Origin of the sequence: Chryseobacterium sp. SN22 (assembly GCF_008329705.1) — a bacterium.
Classification (GTDB): Bacteria; Bacteroidota; Bacteroidia; order Flavobacteriales; family Weeksellaceae; genus Chryseobacterium.
Map to the genome: position 1 here is coordinate 127,164 of NZ_VTSX01000002.1, position 13,209 is coordinate 140,372.

Consider the following 13,209-nt stretch of genomic DNA (forward strand, 5'->3'; position numbering starts at 1 on the left):
AAACGGCGGATTTGAAATTCAAATCCGCCGTTTTTATATAATATAATATAATTTAGTTTAGTTAATTTTAATCTGGTAAGGCATTTCCATTTTCACTTCAGACTGTAGCTTTCTTTCTTCCACAATTTGCTGCAAAAGTTCATAGTTGGCTTTTCCGATTTTGTTTTGTACAACCCTTGCAGAAATATCATCTTCGTTAAGATCTTTGAATATTTGCTCAAATGGGGTCATTCTTTTCGGATAAGAAGCCACATTGTACGATTTAAGTCCGGCTTTTTGAGCAGCAAATTTTATGGCATCATTCAAAGTTCCCAGTTCATCCACCAGGCCGATCTGCTTTGCTCTGGTTCCGCTCCAAACTCTTCCGCCACCCACATTGTCGATCTGCTCAAAGCTCTTCTTCCTGTTCTGTGTTACGAAGTGTACGAATCTTTTGTAGGTTCCTTCTACACTTCTGGTGATCATATTCACTCCGTAAGGTGTCACCCCGTTTAATGAAGAATAATACTGTGAATTGGCATTCGTTGAAACAATGTCTGAGCGAATCCCGTTTTTATTCGCGATATCCTTAAAGTAAGGAATCACTCCGAAAACGCCTATTGATCCCGTAAGGGTATTCGGCTCCGAATAAATTTTATCAGCGGCCATCGCAATATAATAGCCTCCGGAAGCGGCATAATCTCCGAAAGAAACAACGAGCGGCTTTTTCTTCTTAAGCTGCTGCAGCTCAAACAAAATCTCATCGGAAGCGTTGGCACTTCCCCCCGGGGAATTGATCCTGAAAACAACAGCTTTCACTTTATCATTTTCCTGAAGGTCTTTGATGTATTTAATATATTTTTCCGAATGAATATCATTATAATCATCGCCGCCGTTAATGGACCCGGAAGCATATAAAACCGCGACCCGGTCACCGGATTTCTCATCATCGGAATATGAAGCAACATATTTTCCTAAAGAAATCTTATTTAATTTATCATCTTCTTTCAAATTTAATTTTGAACGGATGATCCGATCATATTCTGTTTTCTGAATTAATTTATCGGCCAGCTTATATTTAAGTCCAAGATCCGGAATCATCCCATACAGACTGTCCACCACCGTTCTGAACTGTGCCGTATCGATTTTTCTGGAAGCAGCTATTCTTAAAGAAGTATTTTTCCAGATATCGTTCAGCAGCGTACTCAGCTGTTCCTTATTTTCAGGAGAAATATCATTTCTTAAAAAAGGTTCTACTGCAGATTTGAATTTCCCATGGCGGATCACTTCAATCCCGATTCCGTATTTGTCTGCAAAATCTTTGTAAAAGGCCACTTCGGTAGCCAGCCCTTTCAGCTCGATCATTCCTGCCGGATTCAGATAATACTGGTCTGCTACAGAACCTAAATAATAGGCAGCCTGAGAAACGGCATTGCCGTAAGCATAAACAAACTTCCCGCTTTTTTTAAAATCCTGGATTGCGTTCCTGAGATCATCAATCTGGGTAATTCCTGCATTCAGAAAATCAGCCTCGATGCTGATCCCTTTGATGTTATCGTCAGTCTTCGCTTTGGTGATTGCCTCAATCGCATCATAAATCAGGACATTTTTATTCTGGTCGCTGATCTCAAATATGCCTTTCTTTTCTTCTGTTGGGCTGTCCAGAATATTGGTTTTTAAATTAATGGTCAGAACAGAATTCTTCTTTACCATTACGGATTTCTCACTTCCCATCGCACTGAACACAAGCATTATGATAAAAAAGAAGAAAAACACGACACATAAGATGACTATAGCCACTATATTTGCCAGTACATTTTTAAAAAAACTTTTCATATAACAATCATTTTTCAATATGTCGCAGCATAGAGTCGTTTTGTTACTGGGCAGTAACCTCGGAGACCGAAAAAAAAATCTGGAAACCGCAATAAGAAAACTGGAGGAAGGCGGAAATCAAATATTAAAAATTAGTGAATTTTTAACATCTGAGCCCGTAGAATTTGCCAGTTCCAATATTTTTTGTAATATTGCATTGATAATATTTACAGGTCTTTCGCCCGTTCGGCTCCTTGAACACATCAAGAGCATTGAAACGGAGATGGGAAGGGTAAACGATTCTAAGGTATCAGGCGGATATACAGATAGATTAATCGACATAGATATCGTTACCTTCAACGGTTTAAAATTTAGCTCGGAAAGATTGGAAATCCCTCATGAGAAGCATATTTCTGAAAGAGAATTTTCCAGAATATTATTAAAAGATTTTATCTGACATAAAACATAAAACATATTGTATGAAATTAGGTTTATTATTATTGGCCACATTGCCTATTGCTACGTATGCACAGGATAGTATAGCTGTTACTTCAAATGACAAGTATCCAAATACATTCTCATCAGGTTCTGCCAATGTTCAACCTTTTAACAACAAAGCCAAAAGATTCAACGACTGGTCTGTATCAGTGGGGGGTGGTGCTGCCTTTATGGTGCATTCCGACCTTAAATCCATCTATGATAAAAAGATCAATTGGGGGTACAATTCGTATGTAAGTTTAGACAAACAGATTACGCACGTTTTTGGATTAAGCCTTATCTATCAGAGAGGTGAAACCAATCAGAAGGCTCAGTTGGAAGGTGCTGCCGGTGTCGCAGCCGGAGTTGCAACAGCAAATACCAAGTATAATCAGATTGCCTTAATGGGGGACATCAACTTCTCGAATCTTTTAAGAAGAGTCGACAACCATTCTCCATACAGATGGGCATTACACGGTTATGCAGGTGCTGGATTTATGGACTTCAAGACGTCTCTGCATGACAACAATGAATTCAGATGGAGCAACGATCCTAAAAGAATTCCGTTGTTTATCGAACAGAAACTGGCAATCAACTCTTTTTATTACCAATTTGGTGCGGGAGTGAAGTACAATGTTTCCAAACTGATCGACATCGAAGCCAGAACCATGTACATCATGAGTGGTGATGACGAGTTTGATGGTGGAGGATACGCAGGTCCCGCAGATTATGATCCTTCTTCAAAAGTATCAAAGTATAATATGATCAGCAAAGGAAGATCTGATAATGCCTGGACAGTGAACCTGGGAATTTCTTTCAAGCTGGGGAAACACGAAACCCATCTGGCTTGGCATGATCCGCTTCAGGAAGCTTACTACAAAACCAATGTTCTGGAGAACCAAAGTATGGAGCTTGTCGTGTGTGAAAAAGGTGACTTAGACAACGACGGAGTATGTGACGATTGGGACAGACAGCTCGATACTCCTGCAGGTGCAAGAGTAGATGGCGCGGGAGTTGCATTGGATATGGACCTGGATGGTGTGATCGACTTATACGATAAGTGTGTAACCGTTCCGGGACCGGTAGAAAACCAAGGTTGCCCTACCAGCACAACAAAATAACTAAATCATTTAATTAACTAAATAAAAAATACACTATGAAATTAAGTTTAGCAATTGTTGCATTGGCTTTAACTGTTCCTACAGTTGCTTTTGCACAAGACTCAACTGCAGTGTCATCATCAGGACAATATCCGAATACCTTTTCTTCGGGTTCTGCGAACGTTTCCCCGTTTACGAATAAATCAAAAAGATTTAACGATTGGGCAATTTCGATTGGTGCCGGTGTACCATTGATGCAATCTGCCGATTTAACATCGATAAAAAACGGTAACGGTAACAATCTTTTCGGATATTCTGCTTATGTAAGTATCGATAAAGCAATTACCCACGCTTTCGGTCTTAATTTACAGTATGACAGAGGTGAAACCAGACAAGGTTTTTTCAATACGAAAGACGCTGCCCCTGCAAATGCATCAGTAACACAACAGGTAGGAGCAAGAACACAGTATGATGCGATTTCTTTATTGGGAGACATCAACTTTTCAAACCTTTTAAGAAGAGTGGATAACCATTCACCTTTCAGATGGGCACTTCACGGATATGCGGGTGTGGGAGTTTTATCTTACAGAGCGTACCAGAAAGATGAAATGGGACAGAGAATGGTAACTGAAGTAAAGCCATTTGAATTGGGATCTATGTTTGCTCAGGCAGGTGCCGGTCTTAAATTCAAAGTAAACAGAAGACTTGATATCGAGGGTAGAGTAATGTATGTAGTAACCGGTGATGATGAATTCGACGGCGGAGGTGCTAAATACAGTGCCATCAACCAACGTGAAGAGCAGGTTTCCGATAACTTTGTAAACGCAACCTTAGGTATTTCCTTGAAACTTGGAAAGCACGAATCTCACTTAATGTGGCATGACCCACTTCAGGAAATCTATTACAAACTTGATGTATTGGCTAACAAAAACCAGGATATCGAAGTTTGTAAGAAAGGAGATCTTGATAACGACGGAGTTTGCGACGATTGGGACAGACAGCTTGATACTCCTGCAGGTGCAAGAGTTGACGGTGCTGGTGTAGCTTTAGATACTGACCTTGACGGTGTAATCGACCTTTACGACAAATGTGTAACGGTTCCGGGACCTGTTGAAAATCAGGGATGTCCTACTACTCCTGTAGGATTGGTAGATGAAAAAGAAACAAAACTGGAAGGAATTGAGTTTGATTTGAATTCAGACAGAATTTTACCATCTAACACTCCGATCCTTAACAACGCTGTTAACTATATCAACTCTTCAAACGGTACTTATACTGTAATCGGTGCGACCGATACAAGAGCTTCTGAAGCTTACAACCAAAGATTATCTGAAAGAAGAGCAAACAACGTTAAAGATTATTTAATTAAAAACGGAGTTCAGTCCGGTAAACTTGACGCAATCGGTAGAGGTAAAAAAGACCTTAAATACCCTGAATGTGACCCTGCTACTAAATGTCCTGAATGGAAAAACAGAGCAAACAGAAGAGTTTACTTTGAAGCTAAATAATAATTTTATTATTAAATTATAAAAAGCCATGCAATGCGTGGCTTTTTTTATTATATTACTTTTACTATTTTTATCAATGATTTCCCATCAAGATTTTCAGGAGTTAAAATTTAAGACGTTAAGGCATTTTTGGGGCTACGATCATTTCCGTGATGCCCAGGAAGCCATCATTGATTCGGTAATCAATGAAAAAGATACACTTGTCCTGCTGCCGACAGGTGCCGGAAAATCTTTGTGTTATCAACTGCCCGCCCTGCTCAGGGAAGGGACCTGTCTTGTTATTTCACCATTGCTGGCCCTGATGAAAGACCAGGTTGGCCAGTTAAAATCCCGGGGAATTGAAGCCGAGTATCTATCGTCAGAATTAGATGAATATGATGCAGAAGCCATTTATGACCGCTGTAAGGAAGGGTTAACAAAAATACTGTACGTTTCTCCGGAACGGATTACCAATAAACAGTTTCTCCAGCATATCGAGGAAATTACCTTATCATTTATTGCCGTAGATGAAGCGCACTGTATTTCGGAATGGGGACAGGATTTCCGTCCCAGCTATCAGAACATAAAAGAATTCAGGAAGAATAATCCTGAAATCCACTGTCTGGCGTTGACGGCCACGGCTACCCCGAAAGTACTTGACGAAATAAAACTGAAGCTGGGATTAAAAGATCCAAAGGTTTTTCAGAAAAGCTTCAAAAGAGATAATATTAAAATTTTCACAGAAGAAATTTCAGATAAATTCCAGAAGGTTTATGATATTTTAAAATTCATCCATGAATCCGGAATTGTTTACGTGAGAACCAGAAGAGAAGCTGAGCAGCTGAGTGAATTCCTGCGTAAAAATCAGTTAACCCATGTTGATTTTTTTCACGCAGGCTTATCCACAAAAGAAAAAAATGCCCGGCAGCATATCTGGAACACCAGCGATAATCATGTCCTGATTTCTACCAATGCTTTTGGAATGGGAATCGATAAAGACAATGTACGTTTCGTTATCCACTACTCTCCTGCTCCCTCGATTGAAAACTATTATCAGGAAATCGGGAGATCAGGAAGAGACGGCAAAGAGAGTTTTGCCTTCCTGTTGTGGAATAAACAGGAAATTGTCAATTTCGACCAGATCCTGAAAAACCAGATTCCCAATAAAGCGGAATTCCTGAAAATTGTTACTTACCTCTACTCTGTTTTCCAGGTGGCTGAATTTGAACTACCGGAAAAAGTTTTCCCGCTAAACCTCAACGGGATCCAGAATTTTACCCGGCTGTCAAATGCAAAAATCAGGAACGTCCTGGGCTTTCTGCACAATCAGGAAATTATTTATTTTAATGATCATAAAAGCCTCTCCTCTTTGCAGCTCCTGATGGAAGCGGATGAAATCGACCAGATTCCGAAAAAAGATGCCTACTTCCTGGAATTGATGCTCCGCACTATTTCAGGAGTAACCACTCATAAAGTAATGTTCAGTGAACAGCAGGTTAGCGGCAAAATCGGAGTAAGTGTGGAACTCATTAAAGAGAGGCTGAAAGAACTTCAGCAGAAAGGTTATGTGGAATATATCGATGGGGCATTATCCAGCATCAAATTTTTAAAACCGAGGGACGAGCGGTTAAACAATTCCATTTACTGGAAACTTTTCGAACATATCCAGAAAAACAAGATCCAAAAGTGGGAAGAAATGAAGTTTTTCCTGGAAGACAGCCAATACTGCAAAATGAAACTGATCCTGAGTTATTTTGGTGAGAAAAATGCAAAGAACTGTGGCCAGTGTTCAGTATGCGAAAAAAACAAGCAGTCGATTTTCGGAAAAAATATTTCTAATCAGATTCTCAATCTGTTGGTTAAAAGACCGGCGACCATTGAAGAACTTTCCATCCAGCTGAGCTATCATTCAAAAGAAAATATTCTCGAAAACCTGATTTTCCTTCTGGATACCGGGAAAATAAAGATGCTTAATTTCAGGACTTACGCTATTACATAAGTAATGAATAATCGTTAATAATAAATTTTTAATCTTTTTCTAAAGGGTTTATCTTTGCAGCATGAAATCATTGAAAGTCGTATTTTTAGGGACACCGGAGTTTGCGAAAACTTCTCTGGAAGCCATTCACCAGTCTCACCACGAAGTCGTAGGCGTTGTAACGGTTGCAGACAAAGCGAGCGGACGCGGACAGAAAATCAACCAGTCGCCGGTAAAAATTTTTGCCGCAGAAAACAACCTTCCGGTTTTTCAGCCTGAAAAACTGAGAAATTCCGAATTTCTGGAAGAACTGAGAAAGCTGGATGCTGATGTTTTCGTAGTGGTTGCTTTCCGGATGATGCCGAAAGTATTGTTTGAAATGCCTAAAATGGGAACCTTCAACCTTCACGCATCCCTCCTTCCCGACTATAGAGGGGCAGCCCCAATCAATTATGCAATTATCAACGGTGAAGAAAAATCAGGCGCTACGACTTTCTTTATCAATGAAAAAATTGATGAAGGAAATATTCTGTTGCAGGAGGAATTAAAGATTTTGCCTGATGAAAATGCGGGAAGCCTTCATGACCGATTAATGGAAATGGGTGCTAAACTGGTGGTGAAAACCCTTGACGGACTTGCAGAAAACGCAATCGTCGAAAAACCACAGCCACATGTGGAACATCCGAAAAATGCCTTTAAAATCTTTAAGGAAGATACCAGAATCAACTGGAGCAAAAGTTCAAAGGAAATCCATCAGTTTATTCTGGGAATGTCGCCCTATCCGGCTGCTTTTACCACCTTAAAAATCGGAGAGGACGAAAAAGGACTGAAAATTTTCGGCGGCAGATTTGAAATTTCAGTACATGAAAAACCAGCCGGAAGCCTGGACATTTCAAAAAATGAATTTAAAATCTATACCGCAGACGGGATTTATTTTCCTGAAGAATTGCAATTGGAAGGAAAAAAAAGAATGAATACCAGAGATTTCCTGAACGGATTCAGGAGCTTTGAACAAATAAAAATGGCTTGATGAAAATCAAGCCATTTTTATTTATAAGTCAATTGTGAATTTTACTTTGCAAATGATGGGTCAATTTTTAAACTAATGGAAAATTGACAGGCAATGCGGATTCACCATTCACCTTAAAGCTGTACCATTTCCGTCACCTCAACATCATATCCTCCAACCTGAGGCTTGATGCTCGGATTCTGGGTGATGACTTTAAATTTATTGATTCCTAAATTTTTCAGGATCTGCGTTCCTATTCCGTAATCCCTGTAATTGAACGCCAGGGTTGGATGCTGCTGCTGTCCGTCCTGATAGTTTATGAACTGTTGTAATTTTTTCAGCGTATTTTCAGAATTTGAAACATTATTGATAAAAATAATGGCTCCTTTCCCTGCTTCATTTACCATACCGGTTACTTTTTCCAGCAAGGGTTTTTCACCGTTGTTCAATCTCGTCAGTACATCAAAATACGAATCGGACGACTGTACCCTTACCAACACGGGTTCATTTACCGTCCAGCTTCCTTTTGTCAAAGCAAAATGGATCTGATCATTGGAAGTTTCCCGAAAAGCGTAGAAATCGAAATCACCGTAAGCGGTTTTCACTTTTCTTTCTTCAAGTCTGTCAATCAGGTTTCCTTTCTTAAGCTGATAATGAATCAGGTCTTCGATGGAAACGATTTTCATATCATGTTTCTGCGCAAAAGCATACAGTTCCGGCAAACGTGACATGGATCCGTCTTCATTCATGATTTCACAGATCACCCCTCCTTCTTTAAGACCTGCCAGACAGGTTAAATCGATGGCTGCCTCTGTATGGCCTGCTCTTTTCAGAACCCCTCCTTTTCTTGCTCGGAGCGGAAAGATATGTCCAGGTCTCATAAAATCGGTCGGCTTGGAATTTTCATCCATCAAAGCAAGAATGGTTTTCGCCCGGTCGGCTGCTGAAATTCCGGTAGAGGTTCCGTTGCCCAGTAAATCAACTGAAACGGTAAAAGCCGTTTCCTTCGGATCGCTGCTTCGGCTTACCATCACTTCAAGGCCCAGCTCGTCACATCTTTTTTCAGGAAGCGGCATACAGATCAGCCCTCTTCCGTGAAGCGCCATGAAATTGATAATTTCCGGAGTCGTCAGTTCGGCAGCACAAAGAAAATCACCTTCGTTTTCTCTGTCCTCATCATCTACTACTATGATTATTTTACCATTTTTAAGGTCTTCGATGGCCTCGGGAATAGTATTTAACTTAATATCAGACATTTTTACTTTTTAAATTTTCACAAAGATACTTATAAAAACAGGCATCTTCCAATTAATATAAACTCTTTATTATTCGCCAAATACGGCGTTTTTTGCTTTTCTGAAAATATGATAAGATGACAGCCTTTTCTGATGATCGTAGATATGGGAATTGATCATCAGCTCATCCACCTGAAACCTTTCCTGAAACTTTTTCAGCTGGTCCTCGATTTCAGACTGATCCCCGATAAAAGTATACTTAAGCTTCTGCAACACCATCGACCTCTCCATCGGCGACCAGATGTCATCCATATTGTCTACCGGCGGGGCAAACGGCTTTCTGTCATTACGGATGATATTGATAAACGCCTGGAATAAAGTCGTGGAAATTTTGTGCGCTTCTCCGGATGTTTCTGCGGCTACCCCGTTTACACAGGCAATAATGTAAGGCTGATTCAGATAATTTGACGGTTCAAAATGTTCCCTGTAAATATTAAATGCCATTTCCATCTGCTCAGGTGCAAAATGCCCGGCAAAAGCATATGGAAGACCTAATTCGGCAGCCAAAAAAGCACTGTCGGTACTCGACCCGAGAATGTACAAAGGAATATCCAGTCCTTCTCCGGGAATGGCCCGGACCAGTGCCGTTGAATTTTCTTTGGAGAAATATTTCTGCAGCTCCAGGATCTGTCTTGGAAACTGTTCATTGATAATCGCCGGATTTCTACCTAATGCCTGAGCCGTAAGACCATCCGTTCCGGGCGCCCTTCCCAAACCAAGATCAATTCTTCCCGGGAAAAGGGATTCCAAGGTTCCGAACTGTTCTGCAATAACCAGTGAGCTGTGATTCGGAAGCATAATCCCTCCCGATCCGACTCTTATTTTCTTTGTTCCGTTGGCAATGAAACCGATCAGAACCGAAGTTGCCGAACTGGCAATGCTTTCCATATTGTGATGTTCGGCAAGCCAGAACCTTTTATAATCTAAACTTTCAGCATGGTTGGCCAGAGACAGGCTGTCCTGAAATGTATCATGAACCGTTTTCCCCTGTTTTACCGGCGCAAGATCCAATACTGATATTTCGAAATTTTTCATAAATTTTATTTTAGTTCCAAAAACTGAACAAAGATAAGGCTAATAAAATTCATTAGTTACTTTTTGTAATTGATAGGATTGATGATTATGGAAAGGGAAAAGCTATTGGGAAATAGACTTAAGATTAACTTAAACTAGAAATGAAGTTAAAAGGCTGGAAGAGAGAGGCTGGATACCAGAAATTTATTCTGTAGAAATACCTGATGACAGTCTTTAAAATTCATATCTTCTTTTATTTAAACTAACCGGAAACAAATAGTGTAGAATTTACCTATTTGATTTAATCTATACATTTGCTCCGTATATTTACTTAAATAAAACAAACTGTGAAAAATAGTATTTCCGCCCTATCTCTTTTTGTGATTTTTAGTTGTGGACAAAAAGAAAATCATCAGATAAATTCTGAAAGAGATTCCACAATTGAGGGAAATGTTTTTGCACAAATTGCTGAAATTGAAAAAGTTCAGGCTTCAGATACTATACATTTAAAATATTATACCAATTCAAATACTGTGATTATAAAAACAGGAAACGGTATCGAAAGAAAATTCGATAAAAAAGAATTCAATAAAATAATTGATGCTCATCCTGAATTTTTCGATGAAGTAATCCAAAGTCCTGACATTCTATATCCTATGTACGGAAAAGGTTTTGGAAGTGAAGCTGGCCAGGATACTTACTGTCTTTTGTATACGCACTTTTTAAAACAAAGAAATACAGGAGCAGAAAAGTCGGAGCAGAGAAGAATACTTACGGACGTTTACCTAAATATAAATTCCATATTCAGCTATCTTTCTCAGGGAGGAACCTATTTTGGGCATCAGGAATCCCGCCTTCCGGCAGAGGCCGAGTATTCTATTTATATTAATTCAGATCAAGATAATTTTACAGATCAGTATGATATTTTAAAACAAAAAAAGCTTTATATCCAATCTTTAAGACAAAGAATTGAAGATGAAGTGAAAACTGACAAAGCTTTAACCGCTCAAGAGAAAATTGAGAGAATAAGGAAGCTTAATGAATTTGTTGATAAAATCAATCATTTAATCATTAATACCTTTTACCTCAGATGTACCCAGCATTTTCAATTTAAATATTATTAACCAGAAAATATGAAACCAAAAGTAATGTACATTGAAAACAAATTCCGTAATCACAGCGGTCCGGCCTGGATCGGGTCTGTGGAGTTTTCAAGATCCGGACAAACGGTGTATTTTAACAATAAAGCGTTGAAAAAACTTAAAGTTCCGGGCACTTCGGGAAATCATTTCGATATTGAAACCGGTGAAGAATATTGGGTTTCGGGCGTAAAGAAAAACGGACAGGACCGGCACTGGGCTGGCAGCGGAAAAATTATGCTTGATAAAAAATCCGTTTCTGAATATTTAAAACTTGTTGATTTTACCGTGCTGGATGAAAACCATTTTGAATTCGTTGATTTTGATAAAACCGACAAAGCAAGGTTTAATGAATTGGAAAATGAAGAAACTTTTTTAAGAAATGAAGCACGAGCTGTTACGTTTTACGACAACAACCGAAGAAAATTAATTTCAGACCTAAAACATCCCGGTTGAAAATCGCCACCTTAAACATCGACTGGGCCAGGAAAAAGAAACCCCAGAAATCCGCAGAAATCCTAAACCGGTTTGATTTCGATTTCCTTATTCTAACCGAAGTCGTTGATCTGGATCTTGACTGGTTTCCCTATAAATATCCCTGCTCGCCTATCCCGGAAAACACGGTGTATGAAAACCTCAACTACACAGAATATCTGAATGGGGAAAAAGCTTACCGGACGATTCTGTATTCTAAAACGCCCTGCTCAAAAAAATATCCGGTGACGGATGATAAAACCAACCTGGGCCTCGAGTTTGAAACGGCCTTAGGAAATATTGTTTTTTACTGCACCATCATCGGAACCTGGTTCAAGCGCCAGCCTTTTGCGGATAACGAATTGCGGAATACCATCTCGGATTGCAGACGAATTCATGCTCAAAATCCCAATCTTTTTATAATCGGTGATTTTAATACTTCCTTTAAAACAGGTGAAGAAAGATTATCGATCAGTTCCGAAATAACGGAATCTCTGAAAGATCTTTTCCGGGATTTAAGCTTGACGAATATCAGTTCGGAAATCGAGCAGAATATTGATCACATTGTGATTCCTGAAAATTTCGCCAATCTTACGATTGAAACAGGAGTTTTTGCAGAGAAAAACATGATCAGCGATCATCAGGGAATTTTTATATCATTTAAATAAATATCGAAATTAGTGGGACGAAATACTGAAATTTATACTTTTAACAAGGAAAAAGCAAAGCAAAATTTACTTCCTTTCATCAGTGATCAGGTTTTAACTAACCGATCCTTTATTCAGTTTTTAAATAAAAGAGAAAGAGAGTACGGATCAGTCCTTGGTACTTCAGCAGATCAGCTTGCCCATGTCATTTCTGAAAATATCAATTTCATCAGGCCTGACAATTTCCTGCAACTTATGTTCTTTCTCAATAACGAAATTATTTACCCCACTCCTGTTCCGGAAAAGAATATTGATGATTACGGAATAATGCTGCTGTACGAGCTTCCTACGACCACCGTATGTACGGGCTACATGTTCCAGTATGGAAATTATACCCATCATTATCCGGTTGAAGACCTCGGTGGGTCAGATTGCGGAGTCAATATCTCTGCAGAAGATTTTTCAGGGTTTAATGCTTATATGATCCTGCTTACCCGAAAGATATTAGACAGCAGAATTGACAGTAATGCATATACCGTGAATGATTTTACGGAACCCGAAAGAAAAATATATGAAAAGATCCGCCTGAAATTTTCAGAAAATGAAAAATTTCAAAATATTGTCCAAGAAGAGTTCCTGCATCTTAAAAAAAGTTTCATAAACGATAACAGCGGACAGGATGCACAGACAATTTATTATGCCTCAACCTTTTTTTCAACATCCATTATGATGCATCAAAAAATCACCCAGCAGAACAGGGTGGTAATCCTGGATTATTAACCTTTACGAATCCGG

General features: G+C 39.2%; 12 protein-coding genes. 9 read left to right on the forward strand and 3 right to left on the reverse strand.

Annotated elements, in window-relative coordinates:
* Positions 1-57: 57 nt before the first annotated feature.
* A complete protein-coding gene (sppA, locus tag FY557_RS01730) occupies positions 58-1,815 on the reverse strand; it encodes a signal peptide peptidase SppA (RefSeq protein WP_149245563.1) in 1,758 nt (585 codons plus the stop codon).
* Positions 1,816-1,834: 19 nt separating this feature from the next.
* On the opposite strand from sppA, the gene folK reads away from it, so the two are divergent.
* The 5 genes from folK to fmt all read left to right on the forward strand — a co-directional run bounded on the left by folK (position 1,835) and on the right by fmt (position 7,866).
* Positions 1,835-2,251, forward strand: a complete 417-nt coding sequence (gene folK, locus FY557_RS01735) for a 2-amino-4-hydroxy-6-hydroxymethyldihydropteridine diphosphokinase (protein ID WP_149245564.1) — start codon at positions 1,835-1,837, stop codon at positions 2,249-2,251.
* 22 nt (positions 2,252-2,273) lie between these two features.
* Entirely contained in the window at positions 2,274-3,392 is a 1,119-nt protein-coding gene (locus FY557_RS01740; RefSeq protein WP_149245565.1) for an outer membrane beta-barrel protein, read from the forward strand.
* 35 nt (positions 3,393-3,427) lie between these two features.
* On the forward strand, positions 3,428-4,879 hold the full coding sequence (locus FY557_RS01745; RefSeq protein ID WP_149245566.1) for an OmpA family protein: 1,452 nt from the start codon (positions 3,428-3,430) through the stop codon (positions 4,877-4,879).
* A gap of 76 nt (positions 4,880-4,955) precedes the next feature.
* Positions 4,956-6,857 (forward strand): ATP-dependent DNA helicase RecQ, encoded by a 1,902-nt coding sequence (locus FY557_RS01750; protein ID WP_149245567.1) that lies wholly within the window; start codon positions 4,956-4,958, stop codon positions 6,855-6,857.
* 61 nt (positions 6,858-6,918) lie between these two features.
* Positions 6,919-7,866, forward strand: a complete 948-nt coding sequence (fmt, locus tag FY557_RS01755; protein WP_149245568.1) for a methionyl-tRNA formyltransferase — start codon at positions 6,919-6,921, stop codon at positions 7,864-7,866.
* A gap of 113 nt (positions 7,867-7,979) precedes the next feature.
* On the opposite strand, the gene ribB is transcribed toward fmt, so the two are convergent.
* Positions 7,980-9,101, reverse strand: coding sequence for a 3,4-dihydroxy-2-butanone-4-phosphate synthase (gene ribB, locus FY557_RS01760; RefSeq protein WP_149245569.1), 1,122 nt, complete (start codon positions 9,099-9,101; stop codon positions 7,980-7,982).
* A 69-nt stretch (positions 9,102-9,170) separates the two neighbouring features.
* Positions 9,171-10,175, reverse strand: coding sequence for an LLM class flavin-dependent oxidoreductase (locus tag FY557_RS01765; protein WP_149245570.1), 1,005 nt, complete (start codon positions 10,173-10,175; stop codon positions 9,171-9,173).
* A 326-nt stretch (positions 10,176-10,501) separates the two neighbouring features.
* Here FY557_RS01765 and FY557_RS01770 point away from each other — a divergent pair, with 326 nt between their 5' ends.
* From FY557_RS01770 to FY557_RS01785, 4 genes are read left to right on the forward strand one after another with little or no spacing between them, the layout of a single operon-like run.
* Positions 10,502-11,278 carry a hypothetical protein gene (locus tag FY557_RS01770; RefSeq protein WP_149245571.1) on the forward strand — a complete coding sequence of 259 codons (777 nt, stop codon included), beginning with the start codon at positions 10,502-10,504 and terminating at the stop codon, positions 11,276-11,278.
* A gap of 9 nt (positions 11,279-11,287) precedes the next feature.
* Positions 11,288-11,749, forward strand: coding sequence for a hypothetical protein (locus FY557_RS01775; RefSeq protein WP_185151626.1), 462 nt, complete (start codon positions 11,288-11,290; stop codon positions 11,747-11,749).
* Positions 11,746-12,435 carry an endonuclease/exonuclease/phosphatase family protein gene (locus FY557_RS01780; protein ID WP_185151627.1) on the forward strand — a complete coding sequence of 230 codons (690 nt, stop codon included), beginning with the start codon at positions 11,746-11,748 and terminating at the stop codon, positions 12,433-12,435. The genes FY557_RS01775 and FY557_RS01780 overlap by 4 nt, the downstream gene beginning before the upstream one ends.
* Positions 12,436-12,447: 12 nt before the next feature.
* Positions 12,448-13,194 carry a hypothetical protein gene (locus tag FY557_RS01785; RefSeq protein WP_149245573.1) on the forward strand — a complete coding sequence of 249 codons (747 nt, stop codon included), beginning with the start codon at positions 12,448-12,450 and terminating at the stop codon, positions 13,192-13,194.
* Positions 13,195-13,209 lie beyond the last annotated feature (15 nt).